The sequence below is a fragment of the candidate division WOR-3 bacterium genome (assembly GCA_016867815.1).
Classification (GTDB): domain Bacteria; phylum Hydrothermota; class Tepidihabitantia; order Tepidihabitantales; family Tepidihabitantaceae; genus UBA2258.
In genome coordinates, this window is record VGIR01000022.1 from 1 (window position 1) to 22,056 (window position 22,056).

General features: G+C 62.6%; 16 protein-coding genes. All 16 read left to right on the forward strand.

Annotated features, from left to right (window positions below):
- The first annotated feature begins 528 nt into the window (after positions 1-528).
- Entirely contained in the window at positions 529-3,858 is a 3,330-nt protein-coding gene (locus FJY68_04995) for a hypothetical protein (GenBank protein MBM3331195.1), read from the forward strand.
- A gap of 3 nt (positions 3,859-3,861) precedes the next feature.
- A complete protein-coding gene (locus FJY68_05000; GenBank protein ID MBM3331196.1) occupies positions 3,862-5,532 on the forward strand; it encodes a tetratricopeptide repeat protein in 1,671 nt (556 codons plus the stop codon).
- Positions 5,533-5,697: 165 nt separating this feature from the next.
- Positions 5,698-6,996: a PASTA domain-containing protein gene (locus FJY68_05005; protein ID MBM3331197.1), complete on the forward strand. Its 1,299-nt coding sequence runs from the start codon at positions 5,698-5,700 to the stop codon at positions 6,994-6,996.
- Between the two features lie 23 nt (positions 6,997-7,019).
- Positions 7,020-8,048 (forward strand): PEGA domain-containing protein, encoded by a 1,029-nt coding sequence (locus tag FJY68_05010; protein ID MBM3331198.1) that lies wholly within the window; start codon positions 7,020-7,022, stop codon positions 8,046-8,048.
- 86 nt (positions 8,049-8,134) lie between these two features.
- Complete coding sequence (locus tag FJY68_05015) at positions 8,135-8,800, forward strand: hypothetical protein (protein MBM3331199.1); 666 nt, start codon at positions 8,135-8,137, stop codon at positions 8,798-8,800.
- Positions 8,801-8,913: 113 nt separating this feature from the next.
- The gene (locus FJY68_05020; GenBank protein ID MBM3331200.1) at positions 8,914-10,275 is read left to right on the forward strand and encodes an NADP-specific glutamate dehydrogenase; all 1,362 of its coding nucleotides are present in this window, start codon (positions 8,914-8,916) and stop codon (positions 10,273-10,275) included.
- 243 nt (positions 10,276-10,518) lie between these two features.
- Positions 10,519-10,986 (forward strand): NADH-quinone oxidoreductase subunit NuoE, encoded by a 468-nt coding sequence (gene nuoE, locus FJY68_05025; GenBank protein ID MBM3331201.1) that lies wholly within the window; start codon positions 10,519-10,521, stop codon positions 10,984-10,986.
- Positions 10,983-12,827, forward strand: a complete 1,845-nt coding sequence (locus tag FJY68_05030) for a 4Fe-4S dicluster domain-containing protein (protein ID MBM3331202.1) — start codon at positions 10,983-10,985, stop codon at positions 12,825-12,827. Before nuoE ends, FJY68_05030 begins: the two co-directional genes overlap by 4 nt.
- A gap of 10 nt (positions 12,828-12,837) precedes the next feature.
- Entirely contained in the window at positions 12,838-13,542 is a 705-nt protein-coding gene (locus tag FJY68_05035) for a hypothetical protein (GenBank protein ID MBM3331203.1), read from the forward strand.
- Between the two features lie 95 nt (positions 13,543-13,637).
- Positions 13,638-15,137 carry an FMN-binding glutamate synthase family protein gene (locus FJY68_05040; protein MBM3331204.1) on the forward strand — a complete coding sequence of 500 codons (1,500 nt, stop codon included), beginning with the start codon at positions 13,638-13,640 and terminating at the stop codon, positions 15,135-15,137.
- Positions 15,138-15,460: 323 nt separating this feature from the next.
- Positions 15,461-15,700: a DUF4258 domain-containing protein gene (locus tag FJY68_05045; protein MBM3331205.1), complete on the forward strand. Its 240-nt coding sequence runs from the start codon at positions 15,461-15,463 to the stop codon at positions 15,698-15,700.
- A gap of 2 nt (positions 15,701-15,702) precedes the next feature.
- Entirely contained in the window at positions 15,703-15,903 is a 201-nt protein-coding gene (locus tag FJY68_05050) for a DUF2283 domain-containing protein (GenBank protein ID MBM3331206.1), read from the forward strand.
- A gap of 760 nt (positions 15,904-16,663) precedes the next feature.
- Positions 16,664-18,994, forward strand: a complete 2,331-nt coding sequence (locus FJY68_05055) for a hypothetical protein (GenBank protein ID MBM3331207.1) — start codon at positions 16,664-16,666, stop codon at positions 18,992-18,994.
- A gap of 3 nt (positions 18,995-18,997) precedes the next feature.
- Positions 18,998-20,368: a sigma-54-dependent Fis family transcriptional regulator gene (locus FJY68_05060; GenBank protein MBM3331208.1), complete on the forward strand. Its 1,371-nt coding sequence runs from the start codon at positions 18,998-19,000 to the stop codon at positions 20,366-20,368.
- A 307-nt stretch (positions 20,369-20,675) separates the two neighbouring features.
- A complete protein-coding gene (locus tag FJY68_05065; GenBank protein MBM3331209.1) occupies positions 20,676-21,182 on the forward strand; it encodes a hypothetical protein in 507 nt (168 codons plus the stop codon).
- 132 nt (positions 21,183-21,314) lie between these two features.
- The gene (locus FJY68_05070; GenBank protein ID MBM3331210.1) at positions 21,315-21,914 is read left to right on the forward strand and encodes a hypothetical protein; all 600 of its coding nucleotides are present in this window, start codon (positions 21,315-21,317) and stop codon (positions 21,912-21,914) included.
- The last annotated feature ends 142 nt before the right edge of the window (positions 21,915-22,056 follow it).

Sequence of the window (22,056 nt, forward strand, 5' to 3'; positions counted from 1 at the left end):
CCTGCAATAGCTCCAAGGCATCCTCCTGATCCAGCGAAGCCAGCACCTGCCTGCCTGCCGACCTGACGTTCCGACTTGCAGCCGACGACCATCTCCGGTACTTTCTCACAGCGGTTCTCCTTTCATAACATTCAAACAACCCAGATGCTACCATCCGGGCAGGGGAACCGCTACTGATTTTCAACTAAGACAGGGACATCCTCATCTGCAGCGTCGGCGGGCAATCTGTTGCGGCAGTGGCAGGAGCACGGTTTGGCAGGTATAATCGTCTGAACACGAAAGTGATCGAGTGGCCCAGTGATCCAGTGGTCGAGTGCATGAACCAGATAGGAAGGAGTTCAGAAACCAGATGGCAGCGTGCAGACAGGGTCATCAGTGAGCCAGTGGTCTAGTGGTCGGCAGAAGCTTTTCATCCCAACCCTCTCCTCAGTGAGGAGAGGGGGAGCGAAGCGAGGGTGAGGAGGTTACTGCAGAAGTGGTCGCGTGTAGAGCTATTGCTTGAAGAACGATGAACGAAGAACGACTCCCATGAGACGCGGTGAAGTGATTGAATGCAGGCTGCGGGCGCTGGTAGGAGAGCGCGTGGCCTGGGACTTGCTCGCGCTGGCGGTGTTCACTCTTGCCATGACCGGGGCGCTGCTCATGTTGGTTGTGAGTCTGTTCTGGAGCGGGTGGGTGATGGCGGCGCTGGCTGTTCCTGTCGGTCTGTTGGTGAGGCGGCTGGTGGCAGAGAACCGGTTCTGGAACGTGGCAAGGCTGGTGGAGGAGAGGTTTTCGGAGGTGAGGGGGAAGCTGGTTGCGGGGATGCAGCTCGCCAGATGGGGGCGGCAGGAGTTTAGAGCCCAGAGTCCAGAGTCCAGAATCCAGAATGCGAAGGTGCTCGGCAGGGAAGGGTACTCGGAGGAGATGATTGAGGCCGCGGTGGCAGATGTGGAGAAGGTGTTCGCGCCGCTGCCGCTGGGGCAGTTTGTGGACCGGCGGCGGGCGTTGTGGGCCGGAGTGGCACTCGTGGCCATGGCCGTGTGCATGGCGGCGCTGTTCCGGGCGGCGCCGGCGCGGATGCGTGTCGGTCTCAGCAATGCCTTCAGCTCCGGTGCGGAGGGCATCACGTTTGAAGTCTCGCCCGGCGATACCGCGGTAATGCCGGGCGGGAGTGTTGTACTGAGGGCGCGGGTGTTCCCGGCAGGCGTGTTCAGAGAGGTGCGTCTCATTCGCTCGGGCAGTGAAAGCGACACAAGAGACCTTAGAGTCGAAAGCGACACATGCCGCGTGGTTCTGGCTGCGGGGCACGGCTTCGCGTATCGGTTCCGCGTTCTCAGCCGGTCGTCAGACCCGCACCGAGTACGCGTGCTTGAGCCGCTCACTCTTGAGCGGCTGGTCTTCACTCTTCGTCCGCCGGCTTATTCGGGGCTGCAGGAAACGCGGATGTCAGGGGTGGGGAGAGGTGCGGAGGTCAGCGGGCTGAAGGGAACCGTGGTTGGTATCGAGGGCGAAGCGAACCGGCCGGCGGCCGCTGGTCGTCTCCGGCTGGGTGACGATACGATTGCGGTCACGGTCGACGCGCGGGATTCGAGCCTGTTCCGAGCCGAGTTCACCATCAGGGGCGATGTGGCGGGCGCCATAGAGCTGGCCGATTTCGACTACGGTGTATTGCAGCCGGCAGCGGAGGTGCGGGTGAGAGCCATTGCCGACGAGCCGCCATTCGTCAAGCTCTTCGCGCCGGGACGTGACATCGACCTGCCGGTCTCGATGCAGGTGCTGCTCGGCATCAACAGCCTGGATGACTTCGGACTCGGCGACCTGGTGCTGCACTATGGCAAGGAGCTTGGGAGGGGTGAGGAGGGAGGAGAGTCAAGAGTCCAGAATCCAGAATCCAGAGTCCAGAGTTTGGTCCTGAAGCGGTTGGCGGGGAGGCGTGAGGACACGACGCTCTACGCATGGGATTTGTCCGACGCGGGGCTGCTGCCCGGCGAGGCGATGTGGTACTACGTGTCGGTGACCGACAATGATGGGGTTTCCGGGTCCAAGGTCAGCCGCACCGAGGTGTTCCAGGTTCGCTTCCCGACCATGACCGAGATATACAACGCGGCGGTGCGGCAGACCGAGCGGACGGAGTCCGAACTGGGGCCGATGCAGTCGGAGCAGGCCCAGCTGGGCGAGGAGTTGAGCCGGCTTTCGGACGAAATGAAGAAGAGCCGCGAGCTTTCGTGGGAGGAGAAGCAGGCGCTGGAGAAGGTACTCGGCGGCCAGGAAGGGCTGATGCAGCAGGTGTCGGACCTGAAGCAGGAAGTCTCGGACATGATGAAGGAGCTCTCGCAGGGGATGACCCTTGACCAGCAGACGATGGAACGGATGAACCAGCTCCAGCAGCTCCTCTCCGAACTTCTGCCCCGGGAGCTGCAGCAGTCGCTGGCACAACTGCGGGACAAGCTGGAGCAGCAGTCGCCGGACGTGAAGCGGGCGCTGGAGAAGTTCGAACTCGACCAGGAGAAGATGAAGGAGGCGATTGACCGGGCCCTGGAGCTGCTCAAGAAGATAATGGAGGAGCAGCGGCTCGAGGCCCTGGCCAAGAAGTCGGAGGAGCTGGCCAGGGCGCAAGAGGACTTGACCGACAGGCTGGGCAAGGAGCCGGGTGAGAGTTCAGCGCAGATGGAGCAGAATCTGAAGGAGGCACTCGACAGCCTGCAGCAGGAGATGAAGGACCTTGCCGACTCGATGTCGGAGAAGGAGATCGGCGACTCGCTGTCCGATCTGGCGGAGCAGGCCGAGCAGGACAAGCTGTCCGAGACGGCGCAGGAGCTCGCGAACCAGATGCGGCAGGGCAGCCCCGGGCAGGCGAAGCCGAAGAGCGGCAAGCTCGGACAGAGTCTGCGGAAGATGAGCCAGTCGCTCAACTCGTTGAGCCGGAAGTTGAAGTCGAAGCGGTCGTCAGAGGTAGCGCAGGAACTCGGCAACGCGGCCCGGGACCTGTTGATGGTCTCGCACGAGCAGGAGAAGCTGGAGCAGGCGACGATGGGAATGGCGGACCTGGCCCAGAACGCAGCGCAGGAGATGGGTTTGCAGGCAGCCACGCGAATCGTGGCTGAAAGCGTGGCGAGTCTCAGTTCGCGCAGCCTGAGCGTTGACCCCAGGCTGGGGCAGGAACTGGCCAAGACGATGGCCATGATGGAGCAGGCCGCACAGGGAATGGTGGAGAACCGGTCGGAGATTGCGCAGCCGAGCATGGCGCAGGCCCGGCAGGGCCTCAACCAGACAGTCGAGGCGCTGCTACGGGCGATGGCGCAGGCACAGCAGGGCGGCGGAATGTCGAGCGGCATGGAAGGCCTGATGCAGCAGTTATCGCAGATGACCGGCGAGCAGATGGGCATCAACGCCGGGATGTCCGGGTTCCCGATTCCGATGCCCGGCGGCCTCAGCGGGGAACAGATGGCGGCGTTGAGCCGGGTTCTCGGCAAGCAGCGGGCGCTGCGTGAGCAGCTTCAGCAGTTGCTGCAGGAGCTGGGCGGAACCCAGCCGGGACTCACGTCCAGCCTGGAGGGACTGCTGGACGAGATGAAAGCCGTGGAAAGAGACCTTTCAGAACTGAACGTCAGCCGCGAGCTGATTGAGCGACAGGAGAGCATCCTCTCGCATCTGCTCGATGCCGAGCGCAGCATACGTCAGCAGGGATTCAAGGAGGAGCGGCAGAGTGAATCGGGGAAGGAGTTCGAGCTGCAGCCGCGGCCGCGCCTGCCCGAGGACAAGGGTGAGCGGAACCGGCTGTTGCGCGAGGAGTTGATGCGCGCGCTCAAGCAGGGCTATCCGGCGGAGTACGAGCAGATGATACGCGAGTACTTTCAGAGGCTGCTCAGCGAGTAGGAAATGACGAAGCTCGAAGGACGAATGACGAATCCAGCCCGAAGCCCGAAGGCAGTCCGGGCAGCACTGCTACTGGCCGCGCTTGGACTTGCCGCGGCCAATGCTCAGAGCTACACCAGCGGCGTGATACTGGAACGTGCCGGGCAGTTCGAGCGTGCACTTGAGGAGTACCGGCTGGTTCTGAGCAAGAGCCCGCAGGAGAGACCCGCATACGAAGGGTTCGCGCGGCTTGCCAAACAGCTCGGGCAGCTCGATACACTGGTCGCAGTCAGCCGCAGGCTGGGCAGGCAGTTCCCGGAAGTGTCTGACTACTCGTTCGGGCTCGTCGGTGGCCTGCTGGCGATGAAGCGGACCGCCGATGCCCGGGCCGAGGCCAGGCGGGCAGCGGAGAGGTGGCCCGACAGGCTGGCGCAACTCGCAGAGGTGTTTGCCGGGCACGAGGACTTCGCCCAGGCCATCGAATACTACGAACAGGCGCGCAAGAGGGGTGGAGATGCCTTTTCGATTGCCGATCGACTGCTTGACCTGCGTCTGGCGGCGGGCCAGCCCGGCCCGGCAGCGCGGGAGATGGTGTCAGTCCTCAATTCGTCGCCCCACCTGTTTGATCGCTATCGCCAGAAGCTCTCGGCCCTGGCGGTCCGGGGCGGCGCCGCAGTGACCGGTGAGTTGGAGAAGGTCCAGGACCAGAGAGTGCGGGGCCGCGCGCTGGCTGTGGTCTATCTGGCCATCAAGAAGGACGCCGAAGCGGTGCGGGTGCTCAAGCCAGTACTGACGGTTCAGGAGTTCTACCAGTTCGCACGCGACTGCGAGGCGCAGGGAGCGCTGCGGGCGGCGCTGGCTGTTTACCAGGAACAGAAGGCACACGTAGACGCGGCGCGGGTGCTCAGGCTGATGGGGCGAGTCCGTGAGGCGCAGGCGGAGTTGGTCATGGATGGCGGGGCTGCGGCGCAGTTCGAGCTGGGCGAGCTGTACCGGGACCAACGTGACTACGGAGCGGCTGCCGAGACCTATCAGCGGTTTCTTTCCCGACAGCCGGGCCACGAGCCGGCAGGGTTCGGACTGGCCTCGGCACTCCTCGGCCTTGGCCGCACCGAGCCGGCACGGGCCGCGGCCAGGAAAACCGGCACGCTCTCTGACCGCTTGCTCCTCATCGTGGCGCGTACGTTCTTCTACGAAGGGCAGTTTGATTCGTCCGGCGTCTACGTGGCTGAGCTGGTCAGGCGATTCCCCCAGAGCAGTCTGGCCAACGATGGACTGGAGCTCGCAGCAATGACCGGCAGCGGTGACCGCGCCAGGGAGCTGGCAGGGCTGTTGCTCGCTTACGAAACCGGTGCCGTCGACAGCGGCAAGGTGAAGGCCTTGTCCGAGGGCAACGATCCGGTCGCAGAACAGGCCTGTTTCCTGCTGGCGCGATCCCTGCGTCGCGAGCACAGGCCGAAAGACGCGCTGGCCGTACTGGATCGCTATCGCCAGCGCTTCGGCAGCAGTGCGCTTGCGCCGCGGGCGAGGCTGGAGCAGGCGGTCTTGTATCTTGACGACCTGAAGGACGAAGGGAAGTACCGCGAGACCCTGGAGCAGTTGATAATCGAGTACCCCGGGTCCGCCTACGTTCCGGTCGCCCGCAGCCTTCTTGATGCTACCGCCAGACCCCTCACACCGGAAGGGATCCGCTAGCTGCCCGATTCCGCGCCGGCCCGGGCTTGTCGAAGGACGGTGCATCTTGGATGCTTGCACTCCGGGCCAGAATAGCTACAATCCGAACCTAGGCATGTTGCGAGTGGCATCTGACACCAAAACACGCATTTGCGGCGGATTGGTTGCCGAATCCTCAGGAGAAGAATGACCGAGAGTGACGAGAGCCTGGAAAGCCCGGACGGCATCGCGCCGGAACCAGAAGAGACCGTTGTCCTGGCCGACGTGCTGCACAAGCGCGGTCCGCTTCCCAAGTCGGAACTGCTGAGCACGTTCATTGATGTTCTGCGCGACCTCGAGCGGGCGCACGGGGACGGTTTGCTCCATCGCGATATCAGTCCGCAGAGAATAGTGCTGATCGACGGCGTCTGGAAGCTGGTCGAGTACGGTCTGGACACCGTGGGTACGGTCAGGTACATGTCGCCGGAGCGCTGCCAGGGCAAGCCGACCGACGCGCGCTCCGATATCTACTCCCTGGGAGTCGTCCTCTACCAGGCGGCCACCGGCATCGTTCCTTTTGATGCCGAGATGAAGTTCCAGATCATGGACGCCCACGCCAAGACCCCGCCCCCCTCCCCGCGCGCGGTGAACCCGGAGTTGGCCGAAGAACTCGAGCAGGTCATGCTTCGGGCGCTGGCCAAAGAACCGGAGAGTCGATTCCAGGACGCAACCGATTTCCGGCACGCCCTTGAGGCTCTGCTACCTGAGTCGGACCGGACATTTGATTCCGACCTGGGCCCGATAACGGAAACGGCGGGAGTGGTTGCGGAGGAGATGACCTCTGGGCCGGCCGAGAGGGCGAGCGCCGGAGTTCCCTACACGTCCGCGGCGATAGAGTCGCTGGTAGAGTCGGTGAGTGACTCCCTGGCAGATTCCGGGCACGAACCGAGGCGCATCAGGCTGGCGCCAATCCTGGTGACGCTGGGGACAGTTGTCGTCGTGGTCGTCGGGTTGCTCTTGGTGACAGGAGTCATCGGCGGTCGGAAGGTGCCATTGGTGACGGGCATCAGCCGGGCTGAGGCCGAGAGCACGCTGGGCGCGAGAGGCTTCCGGGCGAAGATCGACTCGGTGAGTGATACACTTCCGGCCGGCATCGTCGTGGCGCAGGTGCCTGGAGCCGGAGAGAACGGCCCTCGTTCCCGGATGGTGGAACTGAGGGTGAGTACAGGCAAAGTGGAGATGCCTTCCCTGGTCGGGCTACCCCTGGCAGACGCCCGCCAGCTGCTGGCAAGACTGGCGCTGACACCGGCCAAAGTGGACTCGCAGTACAGCGACGCGTACACCGCCGGACTCGTCATGTCCAGCAAGCCGAAGGCAGGCACGATGATGGCTCCCCGTACCAGCGTCGGCTTGACAGTCTGCGCCGGACCGGCGACGTGCCCGCAGTGCGAAACGAGGCGGGAGGCCCGCGCGAGGTTCTGCACCAAGTGCGGATTCAAGTTCTAGGTGGGACGTGAGGACGTAGAGGAGTGCAGCGCTTGCCGCGTGTGATTCTGGTCTTGGCCGCGCTGGCGGTCTGCGCCGGTCTTGTCTTCGCGGCAAAGACCTGCCCGAATTGCGGCGTATCCAACAAGGACAGCAACAGGTTCTGCAAGACCTGCGGGGAGGTGCTGCCGGAAGCTTCTTCTCCTCAACCTACGACGCCCCGCGTGTCGGGTTTCGTTTCCGTGGACGGCTCGGTCGTGCGCATCACCTCTCAACCGTCGGGAGCAGCCGTGAGTGTCGACGGTCGGAGCCGGGGCAAGACGCCGCTGCAGTTGACTGACTTGGAGCCCGGGCGGCATTCGATAGAGCTTGCCCGCAGCGGGTATCGGTCGTACAGCGGGGAATTCCGCATTACGGGTAGTTTCGGCTCGATCGTTGTGACCACCGATCCGGTAGGGGCAGAGGTGTTTCTCGACGGCAAGTCAAAGGGTGCCGCCCCGGAGGGAGGCCTGTCCCTGGCAAATGTCCCGTACGGCCGTCGCACCATCACCGCGCGGCTGTACGGGTACAAAGACGCCGTGCAGGTAGTCGACCTGAAGTCGGCCGGGCCAATCGGCGTGACCTGCCGCCTGCTGTACGGCAAGGGTTGGCTGGTGGTCAAGTCGGACCCGCCCGGCGCCGGTCTGTTGGTCAACGACACGTCAGCCGGCCAGACTCCTTTGGTGGCGGAACTGGAGCCGGCAAGGTACGGGCTGAAGTTGATGCGGCGGGGATACTACGACTGGATTGGGGATGCCAACGTCCAATACGCGGAATCTACCATAGTCCGGGCTGTCCTGTACAGGTTGGAGACGCGGAAACTGCCTCTGCTACTGGGGGCGATCGTCGGTATCGGTGGCGGAGCCGTCTCTGCCGTGAAGGGTGAGTCTGAGTACGGCAAGTACCGGGATGCGACTACACAAGCAGATGCAGAGAGATATCACAGGTCAACAGCGGCATGGGATACGCGGCGGAACATAGCCCTGGCGGCAGGCGTCGCCCTGGCCGGGGCGTGGTGGATACTGAAGTGGTAGCCCGGGACAAGCGCGGGGTGCATGGGAGAGGGGACAGGGCCAGGGGCGTTGGAGGTATCCGGACAGCCCTCTTGCTGGTGTTCCTCTTGCCGGGACTGGCTTGCCGGATCTGGGACAACCCGCTTGATCCGGTAGGCAACCAGCCGCCGGCGGTGCCCAGGTCTCCGAGCCCGGCCGATTCCAGTATCCAGACCGACTTGGACCTGGTCCTCTCCTGGCAAAGCTATGACCCCGACAGAGGAGACACGTTGCACTTCGATATCTTCATGGGGACAACATCGCCGCCAGGGCTGGTCCAGTCCGGCTGGAGGCATACGACTTTCCAGCCGACCGATGTTGCCGACTCGACCAGGTACTACTGGCGCGTCACCGCCTACGACAACCACGGTGACAGCACGGTCGGGCCGCTCTGGCAGTTCCAGACCTATGCGGCGCTTGCCGTGACCGCTCCGGATGCCGGCGAGCAGTTGCCGATGCACTCGCAGGACCCGGTCACGTGGACCGGCGGTCCGCCGGGTACAGCCGATTCCACGGTGCTCTCCCTGTCGGTCAACGAAGGTGCTGCGTGGACCCGCCTAGGCAAAACTGCTAGCGCGGGCCGGTTTGCCTGGGAGGTGCCGGCGCCGGCGACCGAGTCGGCCAAGGTGAAGGGCAAGGTCTGTGCGCTGACCGACACCATGACCGGCAGGGGCGGGCGGTTCGAGATCCCCGTTGCCATCACCGATAGCCGCGTCCCCGACCGGCAGGATTGACGTGCCCGGGGCCGGCGGTACAATAGTGAACCGCCGGTCCGACCCGGCACACGACAGAGATACCAATATCGCTCGACAATCACCGTCTGTGGCAGCTCAAACTGGAGGACAGAATGTCTGATGCAGTACGGATCTTCGTGGAGGGCGTGACCGCCAGGAATCCCGGCGAGAAGGAGTTCCATCAGGCGGTCTACGAAGTGACCATGTCGGTCATGCCCTACCTGGAAAAGGCACCCCAGCTTCGGAAGGCGAAGATCCTGGAGAGGATGTGCGAACCGGAACGGGTCATCATGTTCCGCGTACCGTGGGTGGATGACAAGGGCGAGATTCGGGTTAACCGCGGGTACCGCATCGAGATGAACTCGGCCATCGGCCCGTACAAGGGCGGGCTGCGTTTCCACCCGAGCGTGAACCTTGGCATCCTCAAGTTCCTCGCTTTCGAGCAGGTGCTCAAGAACTCGCTCACAACCTTGCCGATGGGCGGCGGCAAGGGCGGCAGTGACTTCGACCCCAAGGGCAAGAGCGATAATGAAGTCATGCACTTCTGCCAGAGCTTCATGACCGAGTTGTACCGGCACATAGGGCCGAACACCGATGTGCCGGCCGGGGATATCGGCGTCGGCGGTCGTGAGATCGGCTATCTGTTCGGCCAGTACAAGCGGCTTGCCAACGAGTTCACAGGTGTTCTGACCGGCAAAGGCGTGGATTGGGGCGGCAGTTGCATGAGGCCGGAGGCGACCGGCTATGGGGTGGTCTATTTCGCGCAGGAGATGCTTGCGACCCGCAGCGATTCGATGAAGGGCAAGAACTGCCTCGTTTCCGGATCGGGCAACGTGGCCCAGTATACCGTCGAGAAGGTCAACCAGCTCGGCGGCAAGGTCGTCACGATGTCCGATTCGGCGGGCTACATCTACGACGAAGCCGGAATCACCGCCGAGAAGCTCGCGTACGTGATGGAGCTCAAGAATGTGAAGCGCGGCCGCATCGGCGAGTACGCCTCCAAGTTCGCGGGCTCGGTCTACACGCCGGTCGATCCCAAGCTCGACTACAACCCGCTTTGGGACCACAATGCCGACTGTGCGTTCCCGTGCGCGACCCAGAACGAAATCAACGGCAAGGACGCCGCGAACCTCATCAAGAACGGCGTCTTCGTCGTCTCCGAGGGTGCCAACATGCCGTCGACGCCGGAGGCGATCAAGCTGTATCTGGACAGGAAGATGCTGTACGGCCCCAGCAAAGCGGCGAACTCCGGAGGGGTTGCGGTCTCCGGGCTGGAGATGTCCCAGAACCGACTCGGACTTCACTGGGCGTGTGAAGACGTGGATGGGCGGCTGCGGGATATAATGAGGTCAGTGCACCAGCAGTGCGTCCGGTTCGGCCGCGTGGACGACGCGTACACCAACTATCTGGACGGCGCCAACATCGCGGGATTCGCCCGCGTTGCCGACGCGATGCTGGCACAGGGAGTGGTCTAGCCGTCGGGTTAATGTCGCGGATCTTGCGGGGAGACAGGTGGTCTGGCGCAGTCTTGGCTGGTTGACAACCGGGATGCCGCCGCTATACTTCCCGTCCGCTTCTACAGAAAGTAATCGCAGTGGATACCCGGCGCGATCTGGTCGGCGAGCACGGCAACCGCGGGCCGTGCGGTATGCGTGTTGTGGACCGTCCGATCCGGCCAGGGTTGACAATACGGTCGCTACTAGAACGGAGGATTATTGATGGACGTTGGCAAGATAATCGATAAGTACGGCAGCAGGAGGCGCTTCCTGATCGCCATTCTTCAGGACATCCAGGAGCAGGAGCGCTACCTGCCGAAGGAGGCCCTGCGTCAGGTCTCACTGCGACTGGGCATGCCACTGGTCGACGTGTACGGCGTCGCCACATTCTACTCGGCCTTCAGTCTCGAACCGAGAGGAAGACACGAGGTTACCGTTTGCCTGGGCACGGCCTGTCACGTGCGTGGCAGCCATCGCATCCTGGAGGAGTTCGAGCGGCAGATTGGCGTCGAGGCAGGACACACCACCAAAGACGGGGAGTTCACGCTCGAGTCGGTGAACTGCCTCGGGTGCTGTGCCATCGGTCCCGTCGTCGTCGTCGACAAGGTTTATCATGGCGAGATGACCTCGAACCGAGTCAAGACGCTAATCAGTCAATGCCGCAAGGCACAAAAGGTCGAAGCATCATGAGCAAGCTTAAGTCGACGACAGAACTGAAGAGCCTTCAGGAGAAACTCGGCAAGACGCAACACCGTGACCGGCCGACTATCGTCGTTTCCTCAGGTACGTGCGGACGGTCGCGCGGCTCGAGCCAGGTCTACGCGGCCTTCGAGGCCGGCATCAAGGATCGCGGCCTTGCGGACAAGGTGAACCTGCGCGACAGCGGTTGTCACGGGTTCTGTCAGGCTGAACCGAACGTGGTCGTGTATCCAGGAGAGGTCTTCTACGCCAACTTGAAGCCGGAAGATGCGGCCACAATCCTCGATGAAACCGTCGGCAAGGGCCAGGTTGTTGACCGCTTGCTCTATGCAGACCCGGGCAGCGGCAAGAAGGCGGCTAAGCTCGGCGACGTACCGTTCTACACGAAGCAGAAGCGCCTTATCTCGGGCCGCAACATACTACTGGACCCGACGCGAATCGAGGACTATCTGGCGATCGGCGGCTATTCCGGGCTGGCGAAGGCGCTGAGCATGGAACCGAAGGCCGTGACCGAGGAGGTTGTGAAGTCCGGTCTTCGCGGCCGCGGCGGAGGTGGGTTCCCCACCGGGCTCAAATGGCAGCGGCTGGGGCAGGGCACGCCCAAGTACGTCATCTGCAACGCGGACGAAGGAGACCCGGGCGCCTACATGGACCGGGGACTGCTCGAGGGCAATCCCCACAGCGTACTCGAAGGTATGGTCATCGGTGCCTTCGCGGTCGGCGCGACAGAAGGTGTGATGTACGTACGGACCGAGTATCCGCTCGCCGTGACCAACGTGACCCGGGCGATAGAGCAGGCGCGGGAACTCGGGCTTCTGGGCGAAAACATCCTGGGCAGCGGTTTCAGCTTCGACATCACCATCGCCCGCGGTGCGGGCGCGTTCGTCTGCGGCGAGGAGACGGCGTTGATCGCCTCCATCGAAGGCCGGATCGGGGAGCCGCGCCAGCGGCCGCCCTATCCAAGCGAGAAGGGTCTCTGGGGTAAGCCGACGATTGTGAACAACGTCGAAACCTGGGCCAGCGTGCCGATTGTTGTCGAACACGGCGGCGAGAAGTTCGCGTCCATCGGCACCAAGGGCAGCAAGGGCACGAAGATCTTCTCGCTGGTCGGCAAGGTCAACAACACCGGGTTGGTTGAGGTGCCGATGGGCACTACACTGCGGGAGGTGATCTTCGACACCGGCGGAGGGATCCCGGATGGACGCAAGTTCAAGGCGGTACAGATCGGCGGTCCGTCGGGCGGCTGCCTGCCGGCGGACAAACTGGACCTGCCGGTGGACTACGAGAGCCTGACCGCTGCAGGCGCGATGATGGGTTCGGGCGGCATGATCGTCATGGACGAGACCACGTGCATGGTGGACATCGCGAAGTACTTCCTCAACTTCCTTCAGGAAGAGTCGTGCGGCAAGTGCTTCTCGTGCCGCGAAGGCACACAGCGGATGTACGAAGTCGTGGACCGCATCACCCAAGGTAATGGGCGTGCGGATGATCTCGCTCTGCTCGAGGAGCTGGCCACAATGGTCAAGGACGCCTCGATGTGCGGACTCGGGCGGACCGCCGGGAATCCGGTGCTGTCCACGCTTGCGAACTTCCGCGGCGAGTACGAGGCTCACGTTCTGGAGAAGAAGTGTCCTGCCGGCGTGTGCAAGGCACTGATTCACTATCGGATTCTCGTGGACAAGTGCACGGGTTGCATGGCGTGTGCCAAAGCCTGTCCGCAGAAGGTGATCAGTGGCGAGAAGAAGCAGCCCCACCGGATCGATCAGAGCGGCTGCATCAAGTGCGGCATCTGCAAGGACTCCTGCAAGTTCGACGCAGTAGTCGTTGAGTAGGGAGCAAACAATGCCCATAGTAGAAATCAACGGAGTCTCGATTGAACTCGAGAAAGGAACGACGGTTCTCGAGGCCGCGAAGTTCCTCGGGGTCAACATCCCGACTCTCTGCCATGACGACGGGCTGACCGCGTACGGCGCGTGCAGGCTGTGCGTGGTCGAGGTCGAGTCAGGCGGAAGGACGCAGGTCGTTTCGGCCTGTACCTACCCGATCGAGGATGGTCTCAAGGTGCGGACCCACTCTCGGCGAATCATGGGTATTCGCCGACTGCTTATCGAGATGTACCTGGCGACGTGTCCGTCGTCAAAGACCATCCAGGACATCGCCTCAAAGTGGGGCGTCAGTCAGTGCCGACTCAAAGTGAAGCACGAAGACTGCGTTCTGTGCGGGTTGTGCGTGCGGATGTGCGCCCAGCAGATGGCCGCCAAGGCGATCGGATTCGTCGGCCGCGGTCGGAAGCGACGTATAACGACGCCGTTTGACGAGCGGTCGGAGGTGTGCCGTCTCTGCGGTGCCTGCATGTACATCTGCCCGGTCTGTCAGGCCCGGTGCCAGGGGCCCCAGGAGGAATCGGCGGTCTGTAGCGCCTGTGTGGCGTGTGAGCCGCCGTGCCTGGTTCCGTTCGACGACATGAAGTGTTACATGGACCCCTGCGCCTGGTGCGAGCAGGAGACCAAGACCAAGCTGTTAGCAGAAGCCAAAACCAAGCAATAAGGAGGATTTCCTTGGGTACTCTTACCAGACTCAATGCCTCGGCCGCAACCCTAACAAAGAACCGGACCGAGGAGTCCCGCACCCACCTGAGCGGGATGTGCGTTACCTGCGTCGACGGGTGTGTCGGTATGTGCGAAATCGGCAAGTCCGCCTATCGCGGACACGAGTGCATCTACCCGCAGCCGTTCGGCATCATCACCGCGGCGTCCGAGAAGGACTACCCGGTTGACTATTCGCACTTCACGATTCTCGGAACCGCGGTCGGCGCGCATGGTATCGAGGCCAGTTCGGACAAGGCGGTCTTCCCGAACGTGGTTCTCGAACAGAAGTTCGGGCATGACAAGGGCATCAAGGTCAAGTTGCCGATTGCCATCGGCGGCATGGGCTCGACCAATGTGGCCGCGATCAACTGGGAAGGTCTGGCCGGCGGCGCCGCCATCTCGGGCGTAATCCTGACCGTGGGCGAGAACGTCTGCGGCATGGACCCGAAGTCCGAGATCAAGAACGGCCGGGTTGTGAGCTCCCCGGAGTTGAAGCGGAGAGTCGACCTGTTCCGCAAGTGGCAGCGCGACGGGTACGGCGAGGTCGTGGTCCAGTCCAATGTTGAGGATACCACGCTCGGTACTCTCGAGTATGCAATCGAGAAGCTCGGGGTCAGGATCGTTGAGCTGAAGTGGGGACAGGGCGCCAAGGACATCGGCGGCGAAGTCAAGATCAAGGATCTCAAGAAGGCCCAGATGCTCTACGAGCGGGGCTACGTGGTGTTGCCCAATCCCACCGACCCGGACGTCATCAAGGCCTTCGAGAGTGGGTCGTTCAAAGAGTTCGAGCGGCACTCCCGCGTCGGGATGGTCACGGAGCAGTCGTTCATGGAGCGCGTGGCCCAGCTCCGCAAGGCCGGAGCCAAGTACGTGTTCCTGAAGACCGGAGCTTACCGGCCGGCCGACCTGGCCCGGGCCGTGAAGTTCGCATCCAAGGCCAAGCTGGACATGCTCACCGTGGACGGCGCCGGCGGCGGTACCGGAATGAGCCCGTGGCGGATGATGAACGAGTGGGGTGTTCCGCCAGTTGAGCTCCATTCGCTTCTCTATCAGTACTGCGCTGCGCTGGCTCAGAAGGGAGAGCATATCCCGATGATTGCGCCGGCCGGCGGGTTCACCTTCGAGGACCATATGTTCAAAGCACTGGCGTTGTGCGCGCCGTACGCCGGCATGGTTGCGATGGCCCGCGGGCCGCTTTGCGCGGCAATGGTGGGCAAGACCATCGGCATCAAAGTCCAGCAGGGCGACATCCCGGTGTATATCGAGCGCTTCGGCAACACGGCCAAGGAGATCTTCGTCACCACGCCGGAGTTGCGCAAGCACTACGGAGCGGACTTCGACGCGCTGCCAACCGGAGCCATCGGCGTGTACACCTACTTCGAGCGTCTGGCCCAGGGGCTAAGGCAGCTCATGGCTGGTGAGCGCAAGTTCAACCTGAGTGTGATGAGCCGGGATGACATTGCGTCGCTCACTCCCGAGTGCGCGAAGGTCTCTGGCATCCCGCATATCATGGACGTCGACAAGGCGGAGTCCGAGGCCATCATCAACGGCTAGCCGGGCGCTATGGTCACCGCGAACATCGCCGGCTTCGTCAAAGTCGCCGACTCGATGCTCGACCAGAGCGTAGTCTAAGACCCGGTTCCGAGTTCAAACATAGAGCGGGAGTCCTTCGGGACTCCCGCTTCGCTGTCGTGCCCTCCTGTTACTCCGTTGGTTCCTGCGGTGGCGAAGCCGCACGTAGGCCTCACCAGCGGAGTCGAGGAATCTCGTCCAAACGAGACCACTCCACAGGTGTTGGGGTGACACACGAAGTCATACCGGATGCAGGGTCGTGCCCCTGCCTTGACTGTGTCGCCGGGGGCTAGATACTTAGCAGGATGCAACTCGCCTACACCGTCCACGCGCGGGACATGCTCGCAGAGCGCGCGATACCCGACGAGTGGGTTGTTCGGGCGGTAGAATCGCCGTTGCGGACTGAGAGCCACGACGACGGCACGACTCACTACCTGAGCAACGTGCCAGAGCGCAGTGGCCGCATTCTGCGTGTTGTCGTTAGCGCGAAGGCCAGCCCACCTATTGTGGTGACGGTCTTCTTTGACCGTCGCCTGAGGAGATAATCATGAGATTGAAGGTAGACAAAGAGAGTGACGCCCTGTACTTGCGACTCGATGAGGCTGCGGTAGTGGAATCTGAGGAAGTCCAGCCGGGCATAGTCCTGGACTACGACGCGGCCGGCAACATGGTCGGCGTCGAGATCCTCAACCTCAGCAAGCGCGTGGCGCCCGAGCGTCTCCGCGTCCTGCAACTGGAAACGGTGTAGGTCGCCGACTCGATGCTCGACCAGGGCGTAGTCTAAGTCCGAGTCCAACCATCAGGCGGGAGTCCTTCGGGACTTCCGCTTTGTGTTGTCTGCTGTACCTGAGGTTCCGAACATCACCGGGCGTGCGCTCTGTCCAGCAGCTCTCCCAACTATTCTCCGAACAGCTCTCCGAATTGCCATCCGGGCTGCTCTCCGGTCTGCTTCCTGAGCGATTCGCCGGACAATCTGCGGAGCTTCCTGCGGGCCAACATTCCCCGCAGCTTTCCCTGTAGCTCGTCGAGTTCTCCTCCGGATAGCCCGCCCGGTAGCTGACCGAACAACCGCCCAGGTAGCTCTCCAGATTCCTCTCCGGACAGCCGGTAGAGCAGTCATCCGAACTGCCTTCCGGGCAGCTTGGAGGACAACCAGCAGAATAGCCTGGGGGGCGACGTAGGGGAGGAAGCAGAATGACGAATAACTAATTGCTAATTAACAACTTGGGACATTTCTGGGTCTTGCTGGAGGAGGACATATAGGAAACTGGGCGTCAGCAACCCGCCTCAAATGAGTCATCCAAATCCACCCCACTTCCAAAGGAAGTAGGGAAGCGCCAGCGGCTGCCGCGCAAGCAAGGTGCGAGGCACCATGCAGTCGCCTGACATCGCCCTGTTCGCCGAGATGGATCGCAAAGGCGAACTCGACTGAACGCGGACCGCGCCGAGCCTGCCCGTGTTTGCCCCGGCCTTGACTGGCCAGCCGCTCCGGCTACGATTCGGCTGAGATGCTCCGCATCCTGTTCCTGGCCATCCTTGTCTTGTCTGCCTGCAGCTCCCCGGCTCCGGTGGAGGTCCGGCTTCTGTGGCAGCGCAACTACGAGCTTGTCTCCCCTGCGGACATGGACGGCGACTCCTCGGATGAATTCATGTGCCTGCAGGAGGGAGGCCTGCTGGACTGCCTCAGCCAGGACATAAGGCGCTGCGTCCTGGGCACGACCTATGCGAACATCGAGGGATGCAGCACGGGGATAACTAGGATGGGTGGAAGCCGGTCAGCCGGGACTTGGTACGCTTTCGTGCGACGAGACTCGCAACTCCTGTTCAGCTCGCCGGCCAAGCGGGACCTCTTCGTCGCCTGCGGCCGAGACTCACTGCCAGGGTCGGTATGGGACGGCGGGGCATCCGACGTATTCGTAGCCGACCTGAACGAAGATCAGAAGCTCGAAGCCATCGTCATCGTCTACAGCAATGCGGATGCTCGTCCGCGCGGCGTGTACGTGCTGGACTATGCCACCGGACGCAAGATCTGGGAGTACGCTACTGGACCGCCTCTGCTGATGCCTATCGTGGAAGACATAGACGGCGACTCGCATCTGGAGTTTCTGTCCGGGTCCCGAGCATGCGGAAATGGCGGTGTCGCCAACGGGACCTCCGATGAAAGCTCCTACGTGTTTCTAGTCAGTGACAGCGGAAGGACCAAGTGGGTAACACCGGTCGGACGATACTCGTCGGCAGTTCAAGCGGCACATTGGGCATCGGAGCGAGAACGCAGACCGCAAGTCGTCGCATATGAAGTGGGAAACATCGCCGGAGGCAGGGCCGGTGACAGCGTGTTCATTCTCGATGCTCGTGACGGCTCCATCATCATGCGCCGGCAATTCGGTCAGTTCAACAACTGTGGCTCGGTTGCCTACTGCTTGAACGGACGCACGCGGCTTGCTCTTGCGGGCTCGGACGAGACACTGCGGGTCCTGGACGACTCTCTTGCGGTTGAGTCCAAGACGCACGTGCCGGGCGGCATCAATGGGCTCCTCGCGGGCAGGTTCAGTGGAGTTCGTGGGATTGAGTGGGCGGTCATGACCAACGACGGTCGGCTACTTCTCGTCGACGGCGCGCTCAGGACTCTGAATCGCACCGCTGAGGCTACCAGCAACGTCCTCGGTGACCTTTACACGGTCAGGAGTGGGCACAAGCATCGCCTGCTGGTCCGCAGGGCGGTCGGCGACCAGCTTCCATGGCTGCTGTTCGACTTCAGCCCAACGCCGCTCATGAGGCAGGGCGTGCCACTGGGGCTGGTCATCTCGCTGGGCACGGTGTTGCTGCTTGGATTCACCACTGCCATCGTCGCACTACGCTCTCGCCAGACCCGTGACACACGGACTCTCATACGTGGTCTGACCGGGCAGGCGGGTGTCGTGGAGATCAACCGCAGGGGTATCGTCAGGCACGTCAACCCAAAGGGGCGTGACTTGCTCAAGCTGGCCGGAGCTTCAGATTCGGCCCCGTTCGCGGGAGCGCTCTCACCGCTGGGCGGTACCGCACGGGATGCGTCCGAGCCCCGCGAGCTGCCGCTGTCGTTGCCGAGTGGACAGACAGTCCTGGCGCGTGTGACGCCGGTGAAGTCAGGCACACTGCTCACGCTCGAAGACATCTCCGCGGTCGAGTACATGAAGCGTGTGACGTCCTGGGCTCCGGTCGCCCAGAAACTCGCACACGACATCAAGAACCCGCTCAGTACCATCAGGCTCAAAGCTCAGCAGATGGAGGAGGATGGCGTCACCGATGCCAGGGCAATTCAAGAGGAAGTGGACCGCCTCAGCCGGATGGCGGATGGCTTCGCCCGGCTGGCTCGTTTCGAGCCACTAAAGCTGGAGCCAAAGGACGTCAATGCGCTGGTGCGGCGCGTGGTAGAAGAGCAGAACCTGAGCCTGCGTCCGGTCCTGACAGTGAGGCTGGACCTGCAGACTGGTTTGCCGTCACTGAACATGGACGAGGAGCAGATGGCCCGGGCGCTGACGAACCTCGTTACAAACGCGGTCGCCGCCATGCCCGACGAGGGCACGCTGACGATTCGCACTCTGATCTTGGATGATGGAGCCCGCGTCGCACTTGAGGTCGCAGACACCGGTCCGGGTATTCCCGAGGAGTACCTCGCCAAGCTGTTCCAACCTTTCTTCACCCGCAAGCCGGGTGGGACCGGACTTGGGCTTTCCATTGTACGCAAGGTGGTTGAGGACCACCGCGGGACCATCGAGGTCGAGAGCGAATTGGGCAAAGGGAGCACATTCTCCATCGTGTTGCCCGCAGGCAAGACGACTGGCATGAGGAGTGCATAGCCGTTGGCTGACGTGAAGAAGCCGCTTGTCTACGTGGTCGACGATGACACCCGCCTGGCTGAGACGTTGTGTGGCATTCTGGCCAAAGAGGATTACGAGACGCAGGCGCTCCACAGTGGTCTGGGTGCGGTCGCAGCCGCAAGGGAACGTCGTCCCGACGCGATGCTGCTTGACCTGATGCTTCCGGATATCGATGGCATTGAGGTCATCAAACGGGTGCAGGCAATTGCGCCCGGGCTCCCGATTGTCATGCTCTCGGGTCAGGGCAGCATCAAGGCCGCACTGGAGGCAACTCGGCTCGGCGCGTACGACTTCCTAGAGAAGCCGCCGGACGCCAACCGAATTCGCCTCACCGTCGCCAACGCGCTGGCGCGAGGCCGGTTGGAGCGTCACGTTGAGAGGTTGCAGGGCGAGCTGGCGGACCGCTATCAGATGGTGGGCGCGTCGCCGGCACTGCAACGGGTGAAAGACTTGATTGCCCGGGCCGCGCCGACCAGCGCAAGCGTGCTCATCACTGGTGAGAGTGGTGCAGGCAAGGAACTGGTTGCGCGAGCTCTGCATGCACAGAGTCCACGGGCAAGTGAAGCGTGCGTCGCCTTGAACTGCGCCGCGATTCCGAAGGAGCTGATCGAAAGCGAGCTGTTCGGCCACGAGAAGGGCGCCTTCACCGGTGCAGTTGCCCAGCGCAAGGGCAGGCTGGAGGAAGCGGAGAGCGGCACGCTCTTTCTCGATGAGATAGGCGACATGCCTTTGAACGCACAGGCCAAGCTGCTCCGGTTCCTGGAGGAATCTGAGATACAGCGAGTCGGCGGATCTGATACGCTCAAGCTCGATGTCCGCGTCATCGCCGCCACCAACAAGAACCTGCCGGAGAACGTGGGGCGGGGGACGTTCAGAGATGATCTCTTCCATCGACTGAATGTCGTCGCGATTCACGTTCCATCCCTGCGTGAACGCAAGGAGGACGTCGAGTCGCTGGCCTTAGCATTCCTCGAACGCTACTGCCGCAGGCACAACCGAGCGCTGCAACTCGCGTCCGGGTGTGTGGACGTGCTGCGGGCGTATGACTGGCAGGGTAACGTGCGGGAACTCCGCAACGCCATCGAACGCATCGTGGTCCTCGCCACTTCAAACCCGGTTGAGCCGCGCGAACTGAGCGCCCTTCTGGACTCGACAACAACCATCGGAGCTCAGGCGAACGGCACATTGAGATCCGCGTACGACCGCGCCGAACGCGAGGCGGTAGAACACGCTCTCGCCGCGTCCGGTGGTGTGATGAACCAGGCAGCACGGCTGCTCGGCGTCGAACGCACCACGCTCTACCGTCTCATCAAGAAACACGACCTCCGTCCGACTGTCGAAGCTATCGTCTAGCCTGCCCTGCTGACAACCGTTGCTGTCCTGCAACCTCTGTTGCACGCCTGCAACACGCCAAGAGCGAGCCCGGAACACCTTCGGCTCACGGCCCGTCCATACCTCCTCTCTCCTGAGTGGGGGAGGACAGAGGTGAGGGTGAACCGGCACTCGAATCCTCGGTTCCTTGACCCCTCGACCCCTTTTCCTTGCCCTGGCACGCCTCGTGCTCTTCTCGCTCTCGATGATGCACGTCAGACAAGACTCCGGCAACGGTCGCGAGTCCGTGTCTCATCAAGGAAATCCAAGGGGCCGAAGAGGAGGTATCGTGAACGTAGCCAGGAAGACCGCCGCAGTCCTCCTGCTGGCACTTGCGGCTGCTGCAGCGTTCGCCCAGCAGAGCAACGCGACCAAGCTGATCGCCTACCAAGGATCACAGGACATCTGGAACCAGCACTGGAGTACCGGCACGCGGACAAACATAGATCCATCGGAACTCACGTCAAAGGAACAGCCTAATGTGAAGACCACGACGAAGTACGGGGCATGCGTCCGCGGGGGGATCGGCGCGGCAGGCGCCTCTGCGTGTCTTTCAGAGGATGGCACCGTGTCCGTTGGCGCCAGCCTGCTTGGCGGGCAGGCGAGCATCTACACAAACCCAAAGTCCGGCAACATGGGCGGGTGCGTAGGAGTCGGAGTCACAGTCGGTGCCGGAGTCGGGGCCTCGGCATCCGCAGTGGTCTGCGGCGACAAAGAGAAGGGGCTGGTCGCGAAGACGTCAGTTGGGTCGGTCGTTGGAGAAGCGACGACCACCTACTACGACGGCAGAAGGTAAATGCTGTCCATCAAGTCTGAAGTAACACCGCGTCCGGCCTCGGCTGGGCACAGCACGGAAGTGCCGGGGCGAATGTCCGCAATCACACGTTGCGGGGACAGAGGTGCGCCAGGCGATTCGCACGGAGGACACATGCTGAGCAGAGCTAACGATGACGACGCCGTGAAGGCCACGCTACGCGGCGACGGCGGCATGAGACGAGAACAAACGGACGAGTCTGAGCGCAGGATGCGGGTGTCGGGAGTTGACGGATCACAGGTGCTGTGTGAAACCGCGCGCCGGCGGTACGAGCGCACGGCCCCCATCGGTGTGCGTCAGCGTACCGGATACCCCACGTGTAGCCGCCTGATCGCCGCGCTTGTCGCAGTCGCACTATGTTGCCCGGCTCTCTCCATGGCTGGAGGGGCTGGTCCGTACTTCATCTGCAAGTGGTGCGACAGGACGGTATACACGCAGGATGCGCGGTTCATCGCCACGCGCAGTGAGACGGATGCAGTCGTGCAGACGTGGTACGGCAGACTGGGTGTCTCCATCCCGAGCACCAGCACTTTCTACGAGTACCTGTGCCCGCACTGCAACACAGCGAACGTGTTGTCCGAACTCGAGCTGTTCAAGAGCAAGGCGGATGAGAGTGAGAAGGGATGCATCGAAGGGTGCGGCAATTGGATCTGGGCGATGCTGGTACTTTCGCTGGTCGCGCTACTCATAGGGGCCGCCTCGGGTGGTTCATAGGTCGGAGGGGGATGGTCTTGGTGGTAGATAGGACGACAGCACTGCTTCGGGCACTAGCCGGTGTGGCCGAGCAGACTCGCGTATCGTCGTCGCGTTCCCGCGACTACGTCCAGGCGATGCGCAGCCGTCAGGTTCTATCTCA